We start from the raw sequence: 24120 nt of genomic DNA on the forward strand, positions 1-24120 counted from the left end.
CATCACCCGGCCCCGTGCCCAACGACGGCGCCCGAGCAGGCGCAAAGAAGGAGCTGCATCATGATTGTCCGCCCGGTTCACGTCACCGACCTGCCCGCCCTGCTGGCACTGGTGCGGCAGGCCGGTCGCGGGTTGAGCACCCTGCCGGCCAGCGAAGAACGCCTGGCCCACCGGCTGCGCTGGGCGCAACGGACCTTCGCCGAACAGGTCGAACGTGCCGATGCCGATTACCTGTTCGTGCTCGAAGACGACGATCAGCAAGTCGTGGGTGTCAGTGCCCTGTCGGGGGCGGTTGGCCTGCGCGAGCCCTGGTACAACTACCGGGTCGGGGTGACGGTCAGCTCGTCACCGGACCTGGGCATCCAGCGGCAAATCCCGACGCTGTTCCTGAACAATGAAATGACTGGGCAAGCGGAAATCTGCTCGCTGTTCCTGCGTCCGGATCAACGCCAGGGCAGTAACGGCAGGTTGCTGTCGTTGGCGCGCTTGTTGTTTGTTGCCGAGTACCCGCACCTGTTCGGCGACAAACTCCTCGCCGAACTGCGTGGCAGTGCCGGCGAACAAGGCTGCTCACCGTTCTGGGACAGTCTCGGCCGGCACTTTTTCAAGATGGATTTCAGCCATGCCGATCACTTGTCCGAGCTGGGCAACAAATCATTCATCGCCGAACTGATGCCACGCCAACCGCTCTACACCTGCCTGCTCACCGAACAGGCCCAGGCGGTGATCGGCAAGGCTCACCCCACCACCGAACCGGCCCTGAAAATCCTCACTGCCGAAGGTTTTGCCCACAAAGGCTACATCGACATCTTCGACGCCGGCCCGGTGATCGAAGCGCCGATTTCGAAAATCCGCACCGTACGCGACAGCCAGCCCCTGGTGCTGGCCATCGGTACACCAGACGACGAGGCGCCGGTGTGGCTGATCCACAATCGACGCCTGGAAAACTGCCGCATCACCGCCGCACCGGCGCGACGGGTGGGCTACAGCCTGATCGTCGACCGCCTCACCGCCAAACGCCTGCAACTGCAACCCGGCAACTCGGTACGCGCCGTGCCGCTGCTCAATCAACAGCAGCAAGCCGTGGCGGCGTGACATGTAACCGCTGCCGAAGCCTGCGTGACATGTAGCAGCTGCCGAAGGCTGCGTGACATGTAACCGCTGCCGAAGCCTGCGTGACATGTAACCGCTGCCGAAGCCTGCGTGACATGTAACCGCTGCCGAAGCCTGCGTGACATGTAGCAGCTGCCGAAGGCTGCGTCCGGCTGCGCAGCAGTCGTAAAACCTGACAGCCCGGTCTCTCAAACTGAAATCTGATTCCCTTATGCGCACTGGATTGCGAGCGCTGCGCACTCGAACGCAGCCTTCGGCAGCTGCTACATAGGGCGGTGTAATGGTCGGGATTTGCGTCAATTGTGTTAGAAAGCATCGTTGGCGATGAGGTTATTTTGTTAAATTCGTCATCATTCTCCCCCCGTCCACGTGATAGCCTTTTGTTCCTTCGGCGTTGACACTTTTGCTCAAGCCCTTCCATTCCATTGGTGGAACTCATATGTCCAGGCTTTCTCATCAAGATTTGCGCCGTAACTTTCGCGAGTTGTTTGCTTCCAACGCCTGCTACCACACGGCGTCGGTCTTCGATCCGATGTCGGCCCGCATTGCCGCCGATTTGGGTTTTGAAGTGGGGATTCTGGGCGGCTCGGTTGCGTCGTTGCAGGTTCTGGGCGCCCCCGACTTTGCCTTGATTACCCTCAGCGAGTTCGCCGAACAGGCCACCCGCATTGGCCGTGTGGCGCAATTGCCGGTCATCGCCGACGCTGACCACGGCTACGGCAATGCGCTCAACGTCATGCGCACCATCGTCGAACTCGAACGCGCCGGCATCGCCGCCCTGACGATTGAAGACACGTTGCTGCCGGCCCAATTCGGCCGCAAGTCCACCGACCTGATCGGGGTTGCAGAAGGTGTCGGCAAGATTCGTGCGGCGCTGGAAGCCCGGTGCGACTCGGAAATGGCGATTATCGCCCGCACCCACGCGGGGATTTTGCCGGTCCAGGAAATCATCAGCCGCACCCAGCAATATCAGGCGGCGGGCGCGGACGGCATCTGCATGGTGGGGATACAGGACTTCAATCATCTGGAACAGATCGCCGAGCACCTGAGCGTGCCGCTGATGCTGGTCACCTACGGCAACCCAGCGTTGCGCGACGACAAACGCCTGGCCGAACTGGGCGTGCGGGTCACCATCGATGGGCACGGTGCGTACTTTGCGGCGATCAAGGCGACTTACGACAGCCTGCGCGAGCAACGGCAGATTTTTACCGAAGCATCGGATTTGAGCGCGACCGAACTGACGCATACCTATACCCAGCCTGAGGATTACATCCGTTGGGCGGAAGAGTTTATGCGTGTTAAAGAGTGATGGTGCAGCAGGTCTAGCTGTGTTGGCTGACAGGACGCCATCGCGGGCAAGCCCGCTCCCACATTTGATCAATGGCGCACTGAAGATCCAATGTGGGAGCGGGCTTGCCCGCGATGGCGCCAGTCGCTACGCCGCTAAAACTTTGCCTAGACGCTTCGTTTACTTCTTCGCCAACTCCATAATCATCCGCGACAACAGATAAATCCGCGGCGCCACGCTCTCAACCTCGGCATATTCCTCGGGCGTATGAATATTGCCACCCACAATGCCAAACCCATCCAGCGTCGGCGTCCCCACACCCGCAGACAGGCTCGCATCCGCCGCCCCACCGCTCCCTTCCTCGGTCAACTTACGGCCAATCTCGCCATAAATCCCCTGCGCCATCGCCATCAACCGATCCGATTCCGGCGTCTGCGGCATCGGCGGCAAGCCGCGCTGAAGGGTGGTGGTGACTTCGGTATCGGCAATCAACTTGTCCTTCGAAACCCGCGCCAGATCCTTTTCGATCCGGTCAAACTCTTCCGGCACCGCCGCACGCACGTCGGCCTTGGCCGTGGCCTGGTCAGGAATCACGTTGGTCCGGTCGCCAGCCTTGATCACGGTAAAGTTGATGGTGGTTTTCTTCGCTTCATCGCCGAGTTTGCCGAGCTGCAAAATCTGGTGCGCCGCCTCCATGGCTGCGTTGCGACCCAACTCCGGCGCCACACCGGCGTGCGCAGCCTTGCCTTTGACTTCCACCACGGCGGTGGCGCTGCCTTTGCGCCAGACCACCAGGCCATCCGCCGGACGACCGGGTTCGAGGTTGAGGGTGACGTCGTGAGCCTTGGCGGTTTTCTTGATCAGGTCGGTGGCGACGTCCGAGCCGGTTTCTTCGCTGGCGTCGAGCAGGAAGGTGATCTGCGCGTAGTCCTTGAAGTCGAGGTTTTTCAGGACTTTCAGCGCATAGATCCCGGCGACGATACCGCCCTTGTCGTCCATCACACCCGGGCCGTAGGCGCGGCCGTCCTTGATGTGGAACGGCCGCTCGGCGGCGGAGCCTTCCTTGAACACGGTGTCCATGTGCGCCATCAGCAGGATTTTCGCCTTGCCGGTGCCTTTCAGGGTCGCGATTACATGGCTGCTCTTGTCCGGAGTGTTGGGCACCAGTTCGATGGTAAAGCCGAGTTTTTTCAGTTCATCGATGGCGATGTCGCGGACTTGAGTCAGGCCTGGCTCATAGCCGGAACCGGAGTCGATGTTCACCAGCCGTTCCAGCAGCTTCAGGGCTTCGCCCTTGTATTGCTCGGAATCGGCGAGGACTTGTTTGTGCGGTTCGGCGAAGGCTGCGGGAGCAAAGGCACCGAGGGCGAGGGTCAGGCCCAGACTGGTGGCCAGCAGGGAGCGAGGGAGTTTGAACGTCATGAATCGATCCTTGTTTCGTGTCGGGGAGTTCAAACCCTACATGACTGCGCCGGTCGGCTCTATACCGAAAGCGACGCATACAAACCTGATTGATCGAAGATCCCTTTGTAGGAGCTGGCTTGCCAGCGAAGGCGGTGTGACATTCACCATTGATGTCGCCTGAGATTCCGTCTTCGCTGGCGAGCCAGCTCCTACAGGGGGCTCAGACCGGATCGAGCAATTCGTGATGGGGCATGCCGTCGCCGCAACAGATGACCCGGTTGCGTCCGGTGGATTTGGCTTCGTACAGCGCCTGGTCGGCATCGTTGAGCCACAGGGTCGCGTCGGTGTGGGCCGGGTTGAAGGCGGCCAGGCCGATGCTCAGGCTGACTTTCAACGCCGGGTTTTGTTCGTAGCCCAGCGTGGCGAAGCGATCACGCAGGGCATCCATGGCGGCAGCGGCGCTATTGAGCGGAAGGTCCGGGAGGATCACGCAAAACTCATCACCGCCATAGCGGCCGGCGACATCGGCCGCCCGCAGGTTCTGCTTGAGCATCTTGCTCAACTGACGCAAGACAATATCCCCGGCGACGTGGCCGTAGGTGTCATTGATGGTTTTGAAATGGTCGATGTCGATCAGCGCAATCGCCCCGCCCTGATGCTGGCGTTGGCAACGCTGGAACTCGACTTCCAGTTGATCCTTCCAGGCGCCGTGGTTCAGCAGGCCGGTGAGGCTGTCGGTGCGGCTCAGAGCCAGCAATTCACGCTTTTGCCGACCGAGCATGTGCGCCTGGCGAAAGCAGATCCAGCCCAGCGCCAGCGGATACAAACCCATCAAGGGTAAACAGGCGTACAGCTGCAGTTGACTGGTTTCAGGAATAAACAGTGGAGTAAAAATCAGCCAGCCGACGCCGACTCCAAGAATCTGCGCGGCGGTGCCCGCCAGCAGGAACCGCACACCGCCGATGGCCACATTGTTCATCGCCAGCATGGAAATGGTGGTCGCGCTGGGCAGCGGATTGAAATGCATGGCGGCGACCCAGAAGCCACCCAGAAACGCATCGACCAGCAAATTGCGGTGTTCGGCGTGATAGGGAACCTTCGCCCGGCGCGCCCATTGATAGGCCAGGTGTGGCCAGATAAAGGCGTTGAGCAGCATCACCACCCACACCCACGGTGCCGGGTTGAGCGGGTACATCGCCGCGCCCACACAGAGCAGCCCGAGGGCCAACCCCAGGGTTCGCGATGTATAGAGCCTCCTGGCCAATGAAAATCCTTTTCCTCCGGTTTTTCCCATAGGGCCTCTGTGCCACTGAACGGAACCTGATAACACCGGGGCTGCGTGTGTGCTGGGAAGTCTATCAGGGCAACGTTAAATAGCCATCACCGGCCAGCAGTCTGAATACCGCGCTATGTGTAGGAGCGAGGCTTGCCCGCGAAGAACGATAACGCGGTCCCCCTGATAAACCGCGTTATCGTTCTTCGCGGGCAAGCCTCGCTCCTACAAAAGCAACCGCATCTTGGCTATACATGAAGAGAGGGTTCGATCAACAACGATGACAAAGGAAGCCCATGCAAACCTTTCAAGTGTTGATCATCGGCAGCGGTTTTGGTGGTCAGTGCGCGGCGATCAATTTGCTCAAGGCCGGCATCGGCGATTTTCGCCTGCTGGAACGGCGGGATTTTTTTGGCGGCACCTGGTGCCAGAACACCTACCCCGGCGCCGCGGTTGATGTGCCCTCGCCGCTCTATTCGCTGTCCTTCGCCCCCTACCGCTGGACGCAGATGTTCGCCGAACAGGCCGAACTGCACCACTACACCCAGTACGTGGTGGAGCGATTCGGCCTGCGCGACAAGGTGGAACTGGAGGCCAATGTCGAGCGCATCGAATGGGATGACGAACGCAAACACTGGGCAGTCCATACCGCCAGCAAAGGCACGTTCTACGCCCAGTTCCTGATCAATGCCACCGGGCCGCTGAGCCAACCGGTAGTCCCACGCTTCGAGGGTCAGGAGCGGTTTCAGGGCAAGACTTTTCACACCAACAACTGGGATCACGCCTACGACTATCGGGACAAACGCGTGGCGATTGTCGGCAGTGGCGCCAGCGCGGCCCAGGTCATTCCGGTGATTGCGCCGCAGGTCAAGCACCTGCATGTGTTCCAGCGCACACCGCATTGGGTATTGCCTCGCGCCGACCGTACGTTTGGTCGCTTCCAGCGCTGGCTGCTGGGCCTGAAACCGGCCTACACGCTGCTGCGCTGGATGATTTACTGGCAGTGCGAAAGCCGAGTCATTGCTTTCAAATACTCGAAACCGGCGATCCGCATCGTCCAGGGACACGCCTTGCGGTTTCTCAAACGGCAAGTGCCCGACCCGGCGCTCAGGCGAAAGCTGACACCGGATTACGCCATTGGCTGCAAACGAATCATCCTCTCGAACACCCTGTACCCGGCCCTCGGTCGCAGTAACGTGACGCTGCATAGCCGCGAGCAAGGCATCGCCTCGATCGATGAAACCGGGATTTTCACGCTGGACGGCCAGCACATCGACGTCGATCTGATCGTCTGGTCCACTGGTTACGACGCCACCGACGGGGTAATTTCCTACCCTGCCAGCGGAAAAAACGGCACCCGGCTCAAAGACGTCTGGGCCCAGTACCCGCGGGCCTATCTGGGCACCAGCCTGCCGGACTTCCCCAACCTGTTCATCGTCACTGGCCCGAACACCGGCATCGGCCACACATCAGCGCTGTTCATCATCGAATCCCAGATGAATTACATCCTCGATTGCATCCGTACACTGAAAGATCAAGGTTTGCGCAGTATCGAAGTACGCCCCGAAGCGGAACGTACCTACACTGAGATGATCCACCGAGAGATGAAACGCACGGTGTGGAAGTCCGGAGGCTGCCACAGTTGGTATCAAAGCAAGAGCGGTCATGTGATTGCCATATTTCCGGGGTTCAGTTTCAGCTATCACCGGTTGACCCGGGCGCTGAAACCCGCCGATCACATTTTGTCCTGATCTCGTAAAAGGAAGACGCCTGATGCTTGTGTTGGTTGTCGCAATCGCGGTATTCGCGGCCTGGAGCTGGTTGAGTTACCCGGCCATCGGGCATTGGCTCTATGACCTGAATATGGCCGTGGAGGCCAAGCTGTACCGGCTGCACAAGATTGTCGTGCCGATCGCTGAAATGACCGTCTCCACTTGGCAAGGCGGGCCCTACGAAGCTTCCAGCAGTGTGCTGATGCTCCACGGTTTCAGCGCCGACAAGAACATCTGGCTGCGCTTTGCCCGGCACTTTGTCGGCAACTATCGGGTGATCATCCCCGACATCGCCGGCCATGGCGAAACCGGCTTCAAGGCGGGCGGCGGCTACGACATTCCTTTGCAGGCCAAACGAATGATCCAGTTGCTCGACGTCTGCGGCGTCGAGAAAGTCCATGTGATCGGCAACTCCATGGGCGGCTACATGGCGGCGTGGCTTGCGGCCACGTACCCCGATCGCATTGTTTCGGTGGCCCTGATCGACCCGGCCGGTGTCACGGCCCCGGAAGCCAGCGACCTGGAGCGACATCTGGCCAAGGGACATAACCCGTTTTTGATTAACTCCCGGGAAGAGTTCCGCCGTTTCTACGCCATGACCATGGCTGAACCACCGTGGGTGCCAGGCGTGGTGCTGGACGCTATTGCCCAGCGTTATGAACAGTGCCGCGATGAGCTGGAAGAGATTTTCAACGACATCCGCAGCAGCCCGCCGATGGAGCCGAAACTCCCCGACATCAAGGCCCCGGCGCTGTTGCTGTGGGGGCACAAGGATCGCTTGATCGATGTCAGCAGCGTGGCCATCTGGAGCAAAGGCATCGCCGATCTGCGAGTGGAAGTCTGGGACCATATCGGCCATATGCCGATGGTCGAACAGCCGACGAGCACGGCACGCTTGTATCGGGAGTTTTTGGCATCGCTGCGTTCGGAACTGCCCGTGTAACCCTGTAGCAGAGCCTGCGAGGCTGCGATCGGCTCTGTAGGAGCTGTCGAGCTTGCGAGGCTGCGATCGGCTGCGCAGCAGTCGTGAAATCAGGCAGCGCGGTGTGTCAGGAAAACCGCGTGCTCAGGGTTTACGACTGCTGCGCAGCCGATCGCAGCCTCGCAGGCTCGACAGCTCCTACAGGTGATCGGTGATCGGTGATCAGGTGTTCAGGTGTTCAGGTGATCAGGTGTTACATCCAGCAGTCCTTCGCAGAATGAAGTCCGTCAGAAACTTCGTTTGTCGGCGCCGCTGAAGGCTGCGATCTTTTCCCACATCCTTTACGTCACCGCGCCAGGAATTTTTTTCATGAGCCACCCGAACTTCGTCAGCCCTGACCTCATCCGCCAACGCTTCTCCAAAGCGATGTCCGACATGTACCGCGAAGAAGTGCCGCTGTACGGCGCGCTGATGGAACTGGTGGAACAGACCAACCGCCATGTGCTGGAAAGCGATCCGCAAGTGGCTCAACAGTTGAACAGCACGGGCGAAATCCAGCGCCTGGACCTGGAACGTCACGGCGCTATTCGCGTCGGCACCGCTCATGAACTGGCAACCCTCGCGCGACTGTTCGCCGTCATGGGTATGCAACCCGTGGGTTATTACGACCTGACCCCGGCTGGCGTACCGGTGCACTCCACGGCTTTTCGCGCCGTGCATGAAGCGGCGCTGCAAGTCAGCCCGTTCCGCGTCTTCACCTCGCTGCTACGCCTGGAACTGATCGAAGACCTGGAACTGCGGTCCTTCGCCCAATCGGTACTGGATAAACGTTCGATCTTCACCCCCACGGCGCTGATCCTCATCGAACGCGCGCAAACCCAAGGCGGTCTCACCGAACAAGAAGCCGAGGATTTCGTCGTACAGGCGTTGGAAACTTTTCGCTGGCATCACAGCGCTACCGTTACCGCCGAGCAGTACCAGAAACTCAGCGCCCAGCATCGACTGATCGCCGACGTAGTGGCGTTCAAAGGCCCGCACATTAACCACCTGACCCCGCGCACACTGGACATCGATATCGTCCAGGCGCAAATGCCGGCCCACGGCATCACCCCCAAAGCGGTAATCGAAGGCCCACCCCGCCGCCAATGCCCGATCCTGCTGCGCCAGACCAGTTTCAAGGCGCTGGACGAACCGATTGCCTTCACCGATCAAGCCCAGACGCGTGGCAGCCACAGCGCCCGCTTCGGTGAAATCGAGCAACGCGGCGCCGCCCTCACACCCAAAGGCCGAGCGCTGTACGACCGTTTGCTGAATGCCGCCCGGGACGAACTCAAGGATTTCCCCAACGAAGCCAACGCCGAGCGCTACAACACGCTGATGGCCCAGCACTTTGGCGAATTCCCTGACACTTACGAAGGCATGCGCCGACAGGAACTGGCGTACTTTCGCTACTTCGTCACGGAAAAAGGCCGGGCGGCGGAAGAACTGAAAACCTCGTCGCTGGAAGACTTGCTCAGCGGCGGCTATTTGCAGGTTGAACCGCTGGTGTACGAAGATTTCCTGCCGGTCAGCGCGGCCGGGATTTTTCAGTCGAACCTGGGCGATGCGGCGCAAACCCACTACGGGGTGCATTCGAACCAGCAAGCATTCGAGAAGGCGCTGGGCCGGCCGACCATTGACGAGTTGGGGTTGTATGCCGAAACACAGCGGCGCTCGATCGAGCAGTGTTTCGCCGCATTAACCGCCTGAGACATAGCACGACTTGTAGCAGCTGGCGCAGCCTGCGTTCGGCTGCGAAGCAGTCGTCATATCGGCCCCTGCGGTCTTTCAGACAAACCGTGTTTGCCGGTTTTACGACTGCTGCGCAGCCGAACGCAGGCTGCGCCAGCTGCTACAGGTCCGGTGGTTAGCCGAGTTTGGCCAGGAGGGCTTTGGCGGTGGCCTCCGATGACGCCGGATTCTGCCCCGTCAGCAGCAGGCCATCAGCAACCGTGTAACTCACCCAATCCTCGCCCTTGGAGTAAATCCCGCCCTTCTCCTTAAGCATGTCCTCCACCAGGAACGGCACGACCTTCGTCAGTTGCACCGCCTCTTCCTCAGTGTTGGTAAAACCCGTCACACGCTTGCCTTTGACCAACGGCTGGCCGTCCGCAGCCTTGACGTGACGCAGCACGCCCGGCGCATGACAAACCGCCGCGACCGGTTTGCCGGCCTTGTAGAGCGCCTCGATCAGGGCGATCGAATTTTTGTCCTCAGCCAAATCCCACATCGGGCCATGGCCACCCGGATAGAAAACCGCGTCGTAATCTTCGGCTCTCACGCTGCTCAACAGAGCGGTAGATGCCAATGCTGACTGCGCGGCGGAGTCTTTGCGAAAACGCTCGGTGGCGGCCGTTTGAAAGTCCGGCTCGTCGCTTTTCGGGTCCAGCGGTGGCTGGCCACCTTTGGGTGAAACCAGTGTCAGCTGAGCACCCGCGTCCTTGAAGACGTAATACGGTGCGGCGAATTCTTCCAGCCAGAAGCCGGTTTTCTTGCCGGTGTCACCCAATTGATCGTGGGACGTTAGAACCATCAGAATTTTCATGTCGGGCTCCTTGAGTGCGGGGATGTTTGGTCATCTCGGGCTAACTTTGACCGCCAGGCTGCTCTGTTCGTTGCACCTGACAACATAGTCGTTCTGCGACTGTTTTTTGGTCATTGAGACGATTGGTCACTCGGTGTGACGGTTAATCCCCTTGATGCGCAAGAAGTTGCTGGGTGGGATCTGCGAAACGCTCTGTGCCACGGCTGGACACCCGGTTATGAGGCGCTTCAGCCGGGTGCGCAAGAAGTTGCGGGTGATGCGCAGGTTCTTGCGCATATTCAGGGAGATTTGCTGCGTAAATCTTTACAACAACAAAGAAAAACGTCTCAAACTACTGATTTATATAGCTTTAATCGATTATGGCACGAGCCTTGATAACAGTTAGGCACCCACCGGGCGATACCGGCCCCGGGTCCCTCACTTATTAAGCAAGGAGCGCATTCATGGCTACACCAGCGTATATGTCCATTACTGGCGAGAAACAAGGTCTGATCACAGCGGGCGCCTTCACCGCCGACTCTGTTGGCAATACCTACCAGATAGGTCACGAAGACCAGGTGATGGTTCAGGGGTTCAGCCACGAAGTGACCATCCCGCGTGATCCGCAGTCCGGCCAACCGACAGGTCAGCGCGTTCACAAACCTGTGGTGATCACCAAGGTGTTTGACAAGGCGTCCCCACTGTTGCTGGCTGCCCTGACGTCGGGCGAGCGTATGACCACAATCGAAATCAAGTGGTACCGTACCTCGGCTCAAGGCACCCAGGAGCCTTACTACACCACCACACTTGAAGACGCGATCATCGTCGACATCAAGGACTACATGCATAACTGCCAGGACCCGGCGAACTCGCACTTCACCCATTTGGAAGACGTGCACTTCACCTACCGCAAAATTACCTGGACCCACGAAGTTTGCGGTACTTCGGGTTCCGATGACTGGCGCACCCCGGCCGTAGCTGGCTAAGCTTTCGAAACCTTTTCAACCATCGACCAGTGTTGCTGGTCGATGTTGTTTTTGCGCTTTCAACCTGAATTAGCGGATTATTGCCATGACGATTCTCTCCGCTAAAAAGAAAGTCCTCCTTGCCGGCAGGTTTAATCCAGACAAATAAAAAATGGGCGACTTCGACGGTCGCCCATTTTTATGTCTGAAACTTTAAACACAGCGCTTCAGAGGAGGTGTTCGCCCAGTGTAATGGCCTGGCAATCCATGCACCGGTAAAGAGCCCTGACACTGGGCGAACGGGAGGTATTTTAATAGAAGTTGGCGGATATGTCCGTAGCACGAACATGAAATTTATCGACATCATGTTTAACAAAATGTCGGTCGAAATATCATTTCGATTAACTTTTTAAACCCACCAGTTCGACCATCAAAACTGATTGTTCTTGTACCAAAAACTGTACAAGAACAATCAATACGTAGAACTAATGATCAGCTTTCGTGCTGACTGGTCACTTTCAATATGTCGGTGTAAGTCACCACAACACTCTGCCCTACTTTCAGGTCTTTCAATTTCGCCTGAACTTCAGGCTTTTCGACGTTGACGACTTTGGACTGGCCAGCCGGGTTTTCGAAGGTCAGCTGGTTTTTCTTCAGGTCGATGTGGGTGATTTTCAGCTGCACCTGCACCTGACGGAAGGCTTCACCGCCGGGGTTCGGGTTGTCTTTGGTGGCACGAATGTCGCCGGCACGTTCGGTGGAGCCTGGCAGACCTTTGTCGACGTCGGTGTCGAGGAATGCTGCGACCGAATGGATGACCTCAACGTTGACCTTGTCACCGACTTTCAGGTTACCCAGGTCTTTGGCTTTGTCTGTCAGTTGTACGTGGACCTGCTTGCCTTCCGGCCCCTCAAGGACGACCTGATGGTTGGCGGCGTCGACCGCCAGGACTTTGGTGGTGACCTGATCGGCTACCACGACGCCAGACAGCGGGATGTCCGCAGCCATGGCGCTGAGGCTGGCGGTGGACAGCAAGGTAGCGAGGGTGATGGCTTTTGTCAGTGCGTGGAGTTTCATTGGCAATACATTCCCTGTGAATTGATGGCAGCAGAAGGCTCTGGCCCGAAGGTCAGCGCCGACTGTGCCGATGAGCATAGACGCTGTTCAGGGAGTGTTCGCGGTTTCTGGCGCGGTGGCTTCGCCGCTTCTGCTCACGCTTCGGGATCATCGACTTCCTGGGCGACATTCACCTCAGGCGAGTCTTTGTGCGATTGCTCCGCCTGGGTCTTGAGGGCCTGCCACTGTTCGAGGTCGATGGCGCCCTGCCCCAACAGATCGTCGGCCACCCGCAGCAATTCGCTGTAATGGGCGTCGGGGGATTGCTGCCAGTAGGCCTTGTCTTCGAACAGGCGCTGCCACGAAGCAAGGTCGGGTGGTTTGAGGTCGTCGCTCATCGAAAGGCTCCTGCGAGGTGTTCGTACGGTAGAGGCTTGCCCCGCGTGTGGAGTTCCGGTGTTTTCACCCCCCTGTAGGAGCTGGCTTGCCAGCGAAGGACGTTAACGATGACGCGTCTTGACAGGATAAACGTGGCGTATTTGAGATCTTCGCTGGCAAGCCAGCTCCTACAGGGGATGTGAGCGGCATTAATACCCGGTCATTTCCAGATAACCCTGCCCGCCATGGCTGCCGCTCAATTGCACCGGCCCTTCCCAATAAGGAATGCGCAAATCCATCCATGCCTTGGGGTTGAGGGCTGTGATGTTGATGTCGAGGTGCTTTTCGGGAATTTTGATCGACCAGCGTATGGGCATCGAGCGACCGGCAACGTTGGCGGTGTCTTGCGGGGTGAGGCTGATGTCGGCGGCGTGCAGTAACTGCGTCTGGCCCCGGGCGTCGATCCATGTACCGGTGAGGTACGGCGCGCCGTCCTTTTGCCGCATGCGGTAGAGCATCACCTGTTCGCCACTGTCCAGGTGCAGGGAAAACCAGTCCCAGCCTGACTGGTTGGCGGTCAACGGCTGGCTGCTCCACTCCCGGTCGAGCCACGCCGGGCCGCTGACCTGATAAACCTTGCTATCGATTTCCAGCGACCCGCTGGCCTGGAAAAACGGCTGGCTGTAGTAGTACGACGCCTGGCCCTGTTCGGACTTCTGGCTAAAACCCTTGTCGCCCTGAAGCACCAGTGGACGTGTCGAGGTCAGGTGCAATTGATAGCTGAAATGCTTGTCGCGGGCGCTGAGTTGCAGGTCTGCCAGAGGGTTCGCATCAGGTCCCTGACTGCTGAATCGCCAATCGTCGATCCACGCATTGAACGGCGCCCGGCTCACCCCGGCCTGCCCGATGCCACCACGGGCATAGCGCTCAGCGGCGTGATGCACCGTCGCCGACGTCACGGCCGCGTGACCCAGCCAGATCGTTTGATTACCCCAACCCGCCACCTCGGGAAGCGCTTTCAAGGCGCTGCGAAACAATGTCCATTGCACACCAAACTCGCGTCCCTGATCGTCCTTGAGGTTGGCAGTGACGTACCACCACTCGATGCGAAACCCGTCGTGAGGCCCGTGATCCGCCGGAAAGCTGAACACCCGGCCGGGCACCACCGGCGTAAACGCAGCGGCCTGATTGCCGAGCCCAGCGAAGCCTTTTTCGACAGGTGCCGAGTTGTCGCAGCCGCTCAACACGGCCAACAGCAATACACCGAGCTTAATCCTCATGAGCAAACGTCCTCAGCAGGTCGGCCGGTCGGGTGCGATACAACGTGTACAACGGCCACGCCGACGCCAGCAATGTCGCGAGCAACGCCAATCCCATCAACTGCAACAACTGCAACGGAAACACCCGCAACGGCAGGCGCCAGCCGAAGGCCTGGACGTTGATCACCGTGTCCAGGCACCACGCCAGCGCGATGCCCAACGGCAACGCCAACACCAGGGTCAGCACCGCCAGCAGCCAGGTCTGGCCGAGGTTGAGCAGCATCAATTGCCGTCGCGTCACGCCCAATGCCCACAAGGGTGCCAGTTGCCCGAGACGGCTCTGGCTCTGGGTCAGCAGGCTGATGAATAACGCCACACCGGCGACGGCCAGGGTCAGGCTGTTGAGCGCGGCGGTTGCGGCGAAGGGCCGTTCAAACACTTGGGTGGACCAGCCCTTGAGCCGGGCCTGATCGACCATGCGGCTGGCGTCCAGAGCAAAGCGCGACTGCAACGTCGTCACGAACCCGGGGATCGACGCCGGGTCGATGCGCAGGGTGAAGCGGTTCGGCGTCAGCTGCGGCCAGCCGCGCAACAAGTGGTTGCCGTTGATCAGCACGTGACCCTTGGGATTGCCGTAGTCAGCGTAGATTCCGACGATCCGCGGCGACCACGGCCCGCTCGGCGTGGGAATCGTCAGGTGGTCACCGAGGCGCACTTTCAACCGCCGGGCCAGTTGTTCGCTGAGCATCAGCGCATCGTCCTTGGCCAACCGGTCCCAAGGGTTGTCACCCAGGCTTTCCAGCAGCGGCCAATGCTGGCGATAGGTCGGGTGATCGATCACGCCGAAGACCTCCGTCGGCCACCCCTGCAACTGGATCGACACTTGCCAGTTGGGCAACACCGCCGTGAGTTGTGGTTGCTGTTTGAGCCAGGCGTAAAGCTCTCTGGACTGGGCTGGATTTTGTGGCGTGAGGTAAAGCTCGGCGGTCAGGCGGTGGTCGAGCCAGTCGCTGAAGGTCTGGCGAAAACCGGCGGTCATGCTGCCGGCACCGATGTTCGCCGCCAGGGCCAACAGCAGCGCCATCAGCGCCAGGCTCAGCGCCGGCAATTGCTGTCGGCAATCGGCGAGAAACCATTGGCCGAGCACCGAACGACTGCGATGCAGCACCAGGTTCAGCACGGTGTTCAACACCACCGGCAGCGCCAGGGCGGCGCCGAGCAACAGCGCCGCCATCAGCACGAAACCGCTGGCCAGGCTGTCGCCCCAAATCAATGCCAGCAACGCGATCACGGCGGCAATCGCCGCGACCCAGCCCTGACGTCGCAACCAGCGCGCGTGGGCCTGATGCCAGGCCTGCGGGTCGGCCAGCGCCAGCAACGGCAAACGCGCCGCTCGCAATAAACTATTGGCACCGGCCAGTAACGCGCCGAGCAAACTCAGGCCGATACCGCTGAGCCACCACCACGGACGGAGGCTCAACTGCCCCGCCACTTCGGCGCCGTACAACCCGCGCAGGCTGGCGGCGACATCCGGCAACAGCTCGCTGGCCAACAGGTAGCCGCTGACCACCCCGGCGAGTCCGCCGATCAACGCCAGGCCGCCCAGTTCAACAGCGAGGCAGGCAATCAGCATCCGCGCACTGACCCCGCAGGCACGCAGGGTTCTGAGCAAGCCCCGGCGCTGCTCCAGGGCCAGGCCGATTGCCGCATGGACGATGAACAGGCCGACCACGAATGACAGAAACCCCAAGGCATCGAGGTTGAGGTGAAAGCTCTCGGTCAGGCGCGACAGGTTGTTTTCTTCACCGCTGCTCTTCAACTGGAGCTGGCCTTTGAATTGATCGGGCAACGGCGCGGTGAAATCCTTGGGCAACAGCAGGCGCGACAGTTGCTCCGGCAAACCCAGAATCTGCTGAGCGAAACCAATGTCGACCAGCAACACGCCGGGCGCCATATCGGTTTGAACATGCAGCGGCGGCAGTGCCACACCGCTCAAACTCAAAGGCGTTTCACCTTCGCGCAAACCCAACGCTTGCAAGGTCTGCGGCGAAATCCAGGTACTGCCCGGCGGACTGAAAAACTCGACAATCTGCTCGATCGCCAACGCCCGCCCCGCCACCGCAGAACCGGTCGGCAGCGACACCGGCTCGATGCCCATCAACTGCAAGCGCTGGTCTTCATGCCCCTTGAGCACCACCCGACCTTGCAGCACCGGCGACACCGGCCAGCCGGCGCGGCGCAGGTCGACAAACAAGGCCTGGGAAAATGTCGCACCATTCGGCGCACTGAGGCTGGCCTGGGGTTCGCCGCCGATCAACTGACTGGCCCGCGCATAGCTTTCCCGCGCCTGGCTATTCAGCGCCTGCACGCCGGTCAGCAGGCTGGTGGCGAGCCAGAGCCCGGTCAGCACACTGAAAAACTGCACAGGGTGCTGTCGCCAATGACTGAGCAGCGCGCGCAATGTTTCGCCAAAGACTCGCACTTCAGCGCTCGACCGCGCCAGTCAGGCGGCCACCGTGGAGCACCACTTTTTCCGCCAGTCGCGCCGCAACCCGTGGGCTGTGGGTGACCATCAACAACGTGGTGGGGCTGTCGTCGAGCAGTTCCAGCAACAACTTCAACACCTCATCGCTGGTGGTTTCATCGAGACTGCCGGTGGGCTCGTCGGCCAACAGCAATTTTGGCTGCGAGGCCAAGGCACGTCCCAGTGCAACCCGTTGCTGCTGGCCGCCGGATAACTGCTCCGGATACCGCCGCAGCAAATCACCCAGCCCCAGACGCCGCACCAGATGCGCTTGCCAGCGCGGATCGTGGCGCCCGGCCAGTCGCGCCTGAAACGCCAGGTTGTCCTCCACACGCAAGCTGCCGATCAGATTGAACTGCTGGAACACCAGGCCGATTTCAGTCCGCCGCCAGTTCGCCAATTGCCCTTCGTTCATCTGCTCCAGCCGATGTTCGCCACTGCGGATGCTGCCGCGATCGACCTTGTCCAGCCCGGCGATCAGGTGCAGCAAGGTGCTTTTGCCACTGCCCGACTCGCCCATCAGCGCCAGGCTGCTGCCGGGTTTCAACGTCAGGTCGACGCCTTGCAACACCGGCAGCGGACCTTGCGCAGTGGCGTAGCTTTTGAAGACGCCGTGGACTTCAAGCATGGGAAAACCTGTTCGATGAGCGTGGGGCAAGGATAGCGGCCCTGAATGGTTTTTGTCCGTTGACGATTGCCGAACCGCCCGGCCGGCGCCCTACCCTCAAGGATGGTCTAACCATAACGATAAAAAACGGAGACGCCATGCCTCGTTTCACTTTGAGCCCTCGTGGCCTGTTGGCCTGCCTGATCACGGCGTGCCTCGCGCAATCGGTCGCCGCCGCCGATGCACCGGTCGCGGCCAGCGCACAGACCGCTGCCAGCAACGCCGCCGTGCTGCAACAACTGCCCTTCAGCGATCGCACCGATTTCGAATCGGTGAGTCGGGGTTTGATCGCGCCGTTCAAGGGCCAGGTCAAAGACGCGACCGGCAAGGTCATCTGGGACGTCCAGGCCTATGACTTCCTCCTCAAGGATCAGGTACCCGACTCGGTCAACCCGAGCCTTTGGCGCCTGGCCCAGCTCAATGCCCATGCCGGCCTGTTCGAAGTCAGCCCGAAAATTTACCAGGTGCGTGGTCTCGATGTGGCCAACATGACCATCATCGAAGGCGATGACGGGCTGATCATCATCGACCCGCTGACCATGGCCGAAACCGCCAAGGCAGCGCTGGACCTGTACTACCGGAACCGTCCGCAAAAACCGGTGGTGGCGGTGATCTACAGCCACACCCACGTCGACCATTTCGGCGGTGTACGCGGTGTGATCGACGAGGCCGACGTCAAGGCTGGCAAGGTCAAGGTGTTCGCCCCCGCCGGGTTCATGGAACATGTGATGAGCGAAAACGTGTTCGCCGGCAATGCCATGAGTCGCCGCGCGCAATACCAGTTCGGCAGCCTGTTGCCCCGTGGCGAAAAAGGCCAGGTGGACGCGGGGTTGGGTAAGAGCACGCCGAGCGGCGGCACCATCACCTTGATTGCGCCGACCGACCTGATCGACAAGGAACTGGACACCCGCACCATTGCCGGTCTGGAGGTGGAGTTCCAGCTCACCCTGGGCACCGAAGCGCCGGCGGAAATGAACCTCTACCTGCCACAGTTGCGCGCCTTGTGCATGGCCGAAAACGCCACGCAGATGATGCACAACATTCTCACCCCACGCGGCGCGCAAGTGCGTGACGCCAAGGCCTGGGCGCAATACCTCGACAACAGTCTGGCGCGCTATGGTGACAAGAGCGACGTGTTGTTTGCCCAGCACAATTGGCCGACTTGGGGTGGCGAGCGGATTCGCACCTTCCTCGCCGATCAACGCGACATGTACGCCTTCCTCAATGACCGCACTTTGCACCTGATGAATCAGGGCCTGACCCCGGTGGAAATCGCTGACGCGATCAAGAAACTGCCGGGTGCGCTGGATCAGAAGTGGTACACCCGCGGCTACTACGGTTCCTTGAGTTTCAACGTGCGGGCGGTGTACCAGCGTTACCTGGGTTTCTATGACGGCAACCCGGCCAACCTCAACCCGCTGCCGCCGGTGGACACCGCCAAGCGCAGCGTCGAAGCGATGGGTGGTGGCGTAGCAGTGGTAGAGAAGATGCGCGCGGCGATGACAAAGGGGGATTATCGCTGGGCCGCGCAGTTGGGCAATCAACTGCTGTTTGCCGAGCCGGAAAACGGACCGGGCCGCACGGCCCAGGCTGAAGCGCTGGAGCAGTTGGGCTATCAAAGCGAGAACGCCACCTGGCGCAATATGTACCTGACCGGGGCGATGGAACTGCGTAATGGCGTGCCGCAACATGCCGGCAGTACGGTGTCGGTGGACATGGTGCGGGCAATGACGCCGGACATGTTTTTCGACTTCCTGGCGATTCGACTCGACAGCGACAAAGCCGCCGGCCATGACCTGACGCTGAACTGGACGTTCGAGGACCAGCACAAGGATTTCAACCTGACTTTGCGCAATGGTGTGCTGACACACCGTGCGGGGCTCAATCCGGCGGCGGATGCCAGTGTGAGTCTGAGCAAGGCGACGCTGGAGCAGATCAGCCTCAAGCAGCTGGATTTCCCGACGGCGATGCAGAAGGGCTTGATCAAGGTGCAAGGGGACGGGAAAAAGCTTGCGCAGCTGATGGGCAGCCTGGATAGCTTCAGTCCGCAGTTCAATATCGTCACGCCGTAAACCGCGGCGCGCCCATCGCGGGCAAGCCCGCTCCCACATTGGATTTGTGGTGTTCACCAATCCTTGTAGGAGCGGGCTTGCTCGCGATGACGGTGTGTCAGGCAATGATGATGTTGAAGCTGATGGCCTCATCGCGGGCAAGCCCGCTCCCACAGGGGTTTAGGGTGTTCACAGCATTTGTGGACGACACAGATCCAATGTAGGAGCGGGCTTGCTCGCGATTACGGTGTGTCAGGCAATGATGATGTTGAAGCTGATGGCCTCATCGCGGGCAAGCCCGCTCCCACAGGGGTTTAGGGTGTTCACAGCATTTGTGGACGACACAGATCCAATGTAGGAGCGGGCTTGCTCGCGATTACGGTGTGTCAGGCAATGATGATGTTGGAGCTGATGGCCTCATCGCGGGCAAGCCCGCTCCCACAGGGGTTTAGGGTGTTCACAGCATTTGTGGACGACACAGATCCAATGTAGGAGCGGGCTTGCTCGCGATGACGGTGTGTCAGGCAATGATGATGTTGAAGCTGATGGCCTCATCGCGGGCAAGCCCGCTCCCACAGGGATTTAGGGTGTTCACGGCTTTCGTGGACGACACAATTCCTTGTGGGAGCGGGCTTGCCCGCGAAAGCGGTCTATCGGGTTACGCTGAAATCACTTCAACCACTGGCATCTGCCATCGCTGCTCGATCACCTGCCGCTCGGGCCCGTATAAGCGCAGGACCAAGGTGAATGGCCCACTCTGCGGTGCCGGTAGCCAATTGCGCTGATCGTCCGGGGCCGAAGACTGCATCAGCAGCGTCAACCCACCGTCTGCGTCCGCCTGCAAACGATCGCGACTGCTCAGGCAATAGCGGTCGATGGGATTGGCCACCAATTGCCGGTCCGGCAGGTCATAGAGCGTCAACGACCAGAACTCGCTGGCCGGCGGCAATTGCCCCGGCGCGAAGCGCAGTCGATAACGACGCCCGCCCTGCAACGACTGGCCCTGATTGTCCAGTCGGCTACCGAGGTAAAAAGCCTCTTCGACACTGTTGCCATAAATGCCAACGGCCGCGGCGATGGCGCGGTTGAGGTAGTTTGCGTGCAGCACCTCGCGAGTGCCGAACAGGCCCAAGGTATTGCGCACCTTTCCAGTACCCGCTTGCAGTTGTGCCTGAGCATCCTGAATTCCGGCGATCAACGCCTGGCGCGTTTCCACCGGCAAGGCGGCGACATCAAAGCCCTGACCTGGAACAATGCCGATGCGCGCGAACCGCCCGCGCAACGCTTGTTCGGACGGATGCGTCGGGCACAGCGTGAGGATTTGATTGAGCACCGGGATAAAACCCGGCCCCAATCCGCTCTTGCTGTCCCAGGCCGGCCATGCAATCGCCGGTGCTGCGATGGGCGCCGGACCACCGGTGTATTCATGCAACGCGCGCAAGCGGTATTGCTGCTGCAGCGCCCGCACGGCTGGCAGATCATCGGCATTTTTCAGGCCGGTGCGCCCGAGCACCATGACGATTTCAGTTTCACTGCGCAGCACGCCCTTGATCCCGGCCGGGGTCGACCCCTGCCAGTTAGGCCCGGCGATCAGGTAGTCCCCCGCTTCGCGCCCGGTGCTGAGCACGCCGACGTAGGCAAAGTTGTGGGTGTACTGGTCCACCAGTTGGTGCACGTAGTAACGATCATCGGCGACCGCTGGCACGCTCAGCACCTGCGGTTCACTGCGCAGATCGAGCCAGGCCCAGGAGTACGGCGTGTCGTTGTTCGGCGTGACGACCTCGCGGTTTTTCGGCGTGTAGAGTTCGCTGTAGTGACGGAAACGATTGAAGCCGCCGACGTACTCCGCTGCGTCGGGATTGAGCACCTGCTTCTCCATGGTCTGGTAATGCATCAGCATTGGGTAGGCGTAGATCCACGCTTCCTGCGCAACGGCCCGGGTGTCATCAGCCTCAGCGGCCAACAACCCGCGTGGAAACATCAGACTCCCGCCCAGTATCCCCATGCTGCCGAGCAAGCGGCGGCGGCTGAACATCAGGTTCATGGTTCGATCCTCGCAATAGTCGGCAATTGATAGCTGCCATCCAGCGCCCCGGCTTTGGGCAAGTACAAACGCAGCAGCAGGTTGAACGGACCTGCCGGCGTCGGCAGCCAATTGCTCTGCGGTGCCTGGGCCGGCGCATCGGGTTGCAGCATCAAGGTCAGGCCGCCGTCAGCGTCGTAGTGCAGGTCGGGGCTGCGGTCACCCAAGGCATATCGCTGGATCGGGTTGGCCGCCAGCAATTGGGTTTTGCCGTCATACAGGGTCAACGACCAGAAGGCGTTCACCGGAGGCAGTTGCCCGGCGGGGAAATGCAGGCGATAGGTTTTGCTGCCATCCAGCGGTTGACCCTGGGCATCGTGCAACGCCATCGGGTACACCGCTTCCACTGGGTCGTTGGCGTAGATGTAGCGCCAGGCGACGGCGGCACGGGTCAGGTCATCGTCACCGAATTTGCCGACATTGGTCGGCGAACGGAACCAGCCCCGCTGCTCCACCGACACCTGGCTCGACGCCGCCCGCACCTGATCGCGACCGGCTTCGGCGCCTTGGGCAATCGCATCGCTCAGGTCTGCTGGCGGCTCGAAGGCCTGGCCGGGTTTCACCCCGATGGCGGCGAAACGCTGCAGTTTCGAGCGCTCGGTCGGCGTCCACTGATGCAGCGGCGCCAGGGCATTGAAACTGCCGAACAACGCCTGTGCCGGTCCTTGCTTGGTGTCCTGATACAGCGGCAATTGCAGCGGTGCCAAGGCAGCCGGCGCCGCGCCAGCGCTGACCTTGGACAACGGCTGCAACGCGTAGCCCATCAGCACTTTCGCCGCGTCCTGCTGATCGGCTTCGCCCTTGACTTCGGTGCGGCCGAGCAAAAATACCAGGCGACTCGGCGAGCGGATCACGCCGTCGAAACCGTCCGGCAGCGCGCCTTGCCAATCCGGTCCGGCGATCAGATAACGTCCTGTCTGATTGCCGGTGGCGCGGGTGCCGATGTAGTCGAGGTTGTCGGTGCGCATATCGACCAGTTGAAAGCTGTAATAGCGCCCCTGCACGGCGGGCACTTCCAGCACCATTGGTTCGCTGCGCAGATCGAGCAAGGCTCGGGAGTAGAAGGTGTCGTTGTTCGGCGACACCACTTTGTTGTCCTGCGGACCGAGCAAACGCGGCTCGCTGTAGAGCCGGTTGAACGGCAGTTTCGCGGCGATGGCGGTGAGCACTTTATCGTGCTCGGCGGTGGCGTAGGCGAACACGTAGGCTTCTTGCGCCAAGGCTTTTGCCTCGGAGGGGTCGAGAGTTGCAGCGTGAACGGTGCCCAGGCTTGCGCCCAGGGCCAGAGCGGATATCCAGTAGCGCACGGCAGATCTCCTGATCGATAAACGTCGGCACACTCAGATCCCTGTGGGAGCGGGCTTGCCCGCGATGGGGTCGGGTCAGTCTCATCAATGTTGATTGACCCACCGCCATCGCGGGCAAGCCCGCTCCCACAGGTGAATATGCCGGGACTAAAAAGGGTTACTTGGCCCAGCGCCGCAGGTCCGATGGGGTGTAGTCGTCGGTCTTGGCGGCGAAGCCGACGCGCATCGGTTCGGTCTCTTCGTTGGCCAGGCCACCGGCGTAGTAGCGGCCGGAGATCAGGTCATACGAGGTTTCCAGCACGTTGTAGGTGAAGCCATGGTCGTACTGCTGAATCGCGTGCAGTTCGCCGCTGCGCCAGAGTTCGCCACGGCTGTCGTACTGGTCCGACTGGGCGATCTGCCAACTGTCCTCGTCCACATAGAAGCGGCGCTTGGCGTAGATGTGCCGGGCGTTCGGCTTGAGGGTCGCTTCCACTACCCACACCCGATGCTTCTCGTAGCGGGCCAGGTCCTGGTTGATGTGATTGGGCTTGATCACGTCGTCGTACTTGAGGCCGTGGCTGCCGATCTTGTAGCTGTTGTAAGGGATGAACAGCTCTTGCTTGCCGATCAGTTTCCAGTCGAAACGGTCCGGCGCGCCGTTGTAGCCGTCGATGTTGTCGGCGGTGATCAGACCGTTGCTGTAACGGGCGCTGTTGTCGTAGGCAATCATCGGCGCGCGGCGAACGCGACGCTGGCCCGGCAGGTATTGCCAGGCCGAACGCGGCTCGGCCACCTGATCGATCGGCTCGTGCACCAGCACCGCTTCACCGGACAAGCGCGCCGGTTCCAGCACCCGGCTCTTGAACATGAACAGGATGTTGGAGCCTGCATCCAGCCCGCCGACGGTGTCGGCGAAGTTGATCAGCGACTGGTTGCGCACGTAACTGGTGGCGCCGTTTTCACGCACCAGCGCCGAACTGCTGATGCGCTCGTAGCTGCCGCCGCGATAACGGGTCATGTGGTTCCACATCACCTCCAGCCCTTCGGTGGGCAATGGAAACGGAATGCCCCGCGCATAGTCATGCAAGCCGTTGCCGCCATCGGCCATGCTGGTCTTGGCGACGTTGTCGCGGCTCTGCGCCAGTACATCCTTGGGCAGGTTGGCGCTGCGATGAGTCGGGTAGATGTTCATCTTGTAGCTGTCGGGAAAGCGCTTGAACAAGGCGATCTGACCGGGGCTGAGAAACTTCTGGTACTGCGCGAGGTTTTTCGCATCGATGGTGAACAACGGCTTTTCCGCGGCATACGGATCGCTGTAGCTGCCCTTGCTGTCGACGGTGCCGGCGTTGCTCGCCAGGCCACCGGTCCACGCCGGAATGCTGCCGTCGGCGTTGGCCGCCATTTCCGAACCCATGGGGGTCAATGTCTTGCCGAGGGCGGCCGAATCGGTGCCTTTGGCCTGGGCCAGGCCGACGGTGCAGGCCAGCGCCAGCACGCACAATTGCATACGCAT

Annotated in this window: 19 protein-coding genes; 8 read left to right on the plus strand and 11 right to left on the minus strand. The window is 60.5% G+C overall.

Translation table 11 applies throughout. The features are described 5' to 3' along the window. Positions 1–60: 60 nt before the first annotated feature. Positions 61–1095, plus strand: a complete 1035-nt coding sequence (astA, locus tag AEQ67_RS05480; protein WP_059402872.1) for an arginine N-succinyltransferase — start codon at positions 61–63, stop codon at positions 1093–1095. Positions 1096–1552: 457 nt separating this feature from the next. Next, complete coding sequence (locus AEQ67_RS05485) at positions 1553–2422, plus strand: isocitrate lyase/PEP mutase family protein (RefSeq protein ID WP_059402873.1); 870 nt, start codon at positions 1553–1555, stop codon at positions 2420–2422. Positions 2423–2581: 159 nt separating this feature from the next. Here AEQ67_RS05485 and AEQ67_RS05490 read toward each other — a convergent pair whose 3' ends face one another. Next, positions 2582–3823, minus strand: coding sequence for a M20/M25/M40 family metallo-hydrolase (locus AEQ67_RS05490; RefSeq protein WP_059402874.1), 1242 nt, complete (start codon positions 3821–3823; stop codon positions 2582–2584). Positions 3824–4025: 202 nt separating this feature from the next. Further along, entirely contained in the window at positions 4026–5099 is a 1074-nt protein-coding gene (locus AEQ67_RS05495) for a diguanylate cyclase (RefSeq protein ID WP_059402875.1), read from the minus strand. 275 nt (positions 5100–5374) lie between these two features. On the opposite strand from AEQ67_RS05495, the gene AEQ67_RS05500 reads away from it, so the two are divergent. The 3 genes from AEQ67_RS05500 to hglS all read left to right on the plus strand — a co-directional run bounded on the left by AEQ67_RS05500 (position 5375) and on the right by hglS (position 9521). Continuing rightward, positions 5375–6829, plus strand: coding sequence for a flavin-containing monooxygenase (locus AEQ67_RS05500; protein ID WP_059402876.1), 1455 nt, complete (start codon positions 5375–5377; stop codon positions 6827–6829). Positions 6830–6851: 22 nt separating this feature from the next. Then, positions 6852–7793 carry an alpha/beta fold hydrolase gene (locus AEQ67_RS05505; RefSeq protein ID WP_059402877.1) on the plus strand — a complete coding sequence of 314 codons (942 nt, stop codon included), beginning with the start codon at positions 6852–6854 and terminating at the stop codon, positions 7791–7793. Positions 7794–8141: 348 nt separating this feature from the next. Beyond that, complete coding sequence (gene hglS / locus AEQ67_RS05510) at positions 8142–9521, plus strand: 2-oxoadipate dioxygenase/decarboxylase HglS (protein ID WP_059402878.1); 1380 nt, start codon at positions 8142–8144, stop codon at positions 9519–9521. Positions 9522–9678: 157 nt separating this feature from the next. Here hglS and AEQ67_RS05515 read toward each other — a convergent pair whose 3' ends face one another. Then, positions 9679–10356 (minus strand): type 1 glutamine amidotransferase domain-containing protein, encoded by a 678-nt coding sequence (locus AEQ67_RS05515; protein ID WP_059402879.1) that lies wholly within the window; start codon positions 10354–10356, stop codon positions 9679–9681. 135 nt (positions 10357–10491) lie between these two features. Between AEQ67_RS05515 and AEQ67_RS34805 the strand changes: the two genes are divergently transcribed. Further along, entirely contained in the window at positions 10492–10731 is a 240-nt protein-coding gene (locus AEQ67_RS34805) for a hypothetical protein (RefSeq protein ID WP_152974803.1), read from the plus strand. A gap of 68 nt (positions 10732–10799) precedes the next feature. Then, positions 10800–11321: an Hcp family type VI secretion system effector gene (locus tag AEQ67_RS05520; protein WP_059402880.1), complete on the plus strand. Its 522-nt coding sequence runs from the start codon at positions 10800–10802 to the stop codon at positions 11319–11321. A 471-nt stretch (positions 11322–11792) separates the two neighbouring features. On the opposite strand, the gene AEQ67_RS05525 is transcribed toward AEQ67_RS05520, so the two are convergent. From AEQ67_RS05525 to AEQ67_RS05545, 5 genes are all read right to left on the minus strand, one after another. After that, positions 11793–12377 (minus strand): hypothetical protein, encoded by a 585-nt coding sequence (locus tag AEQ67_RS05525; protein WP_059402881.1) that lies wholly within the window; start codon positions 12375–12377, stop codon positions 11793–11795. Positions 12378–12511: 134 nt separating this feature from the next. Then, positions 12512–12754 (minus strand): hypothetical protein, encoded by a 243-nt coding sequence (locus AEQ67_RS05530; protein ID WP_059402882.1) that lies wholly within the window; start codon positions 12752–12754, stop codon positions 12512–12514. Between the two features lie 189 nt (positions 12755–12943). Next, positions 12944–14014, minus strand: coding sequence for a lipocalin-like domain-containing protein (locus AEQ67_RS05535; RefSeq protein ID WP_059402883.1), 1071 nt, complete (start codon positions 14012–14014; stop codon positions 12944–12946). Further along, a complete protein-coding gene (locus AEQ67_RS05540) occupies positions 14004–16475 on the minus strand; it encodes an ABC transporter permease (RefSeq protein WP_059402884.1) in 2472 nt (823 codons plus the stop codon). The genes AEQ67_RS05535 and AEQ67_RS05540 overlap by 11 nt, the downstream gene beginning before the upstream one ends. Position 16476: 1 nt before the next feature. Beyond that, entirely contained in the window at positions 16477–17145 is a 669-nt protein-coding gene (locus AEQ67_RS05545) for an ABC transporter ATP-binding protein (protein ID WP_059402885.1), read from the minus strand. Between the two features lie 137 nt (positions 17146–17282). Here AEQ67_RS05545 and AEQ67_RS05550 point away from each other — a divergent pair, with 137 nt between their 5' ends. Then, positions 17283–19256: an alkyl/aryl-sulfatase gene (locus AEQ67_RS05550; protein WP_059402886.1), complete on the plus strand. Its 1974-nt coding sequence runs from the start codon at positions 17283–17285 to the stop codon at positions 19254–19256. A 637-nt stretch (positions 19257–19893) separates the two neighbouring features. Here AEQ67_RS05550 and AEQ67_RS05555 read toward each other — a convergent pair. From AEQ67_RS05555 to AEQ67_RS05565, 3 genes are all read right to left on the minus strand, one after another. Continuing rightward, the gene (locus tag AEQ67_RS05555) at positions 19894–21279 is read right to left on the minus strand and encodes a DUF1254 domain-containing protein (RefSeq protein WP_059402887.1); all 1386 of its coding nucleotides are present in this window, start codon (positions 21277–21279) and stop codon (positions 19894–19896) included. Continuing rightward, positions 21276–22625, minus strand: a complete 1350-nt coding sequence (locus AEQ67_RS05560) for a DUF1254 domain-containing protein (RefSeq protein WP_059402888.1) — start codon at positions 22623–22625, stop codon at positions 21276–21278. Before AEQ67_RS05560 ends, AEQ67_RS05555 begins: the two co-directional genes overlap by 4 nt. Before the next feature lie 157 nt (positions 22626–22782). Next, positions 22783–24120 (minus strand): DUF1329 domain-containing protein, encoded by a 1338-nt coding sequence (locus tag AEQ67_RS05565; RefSeq protein WP_059402889.1) that lies wholly within the window; start codon positions 24118–24120, stop codon positions 22783–22785.

It is taken from the genome of Pseudomonas sp. RIT-PI-q, from assembly GCF_001297125.1.
Taxonomy (GTDB): Bacteria; Pseudomonadota; Gammaproteobacteria; order Pseudomonadales; family Pseudomonadaceae; genus Aquipseudomonas.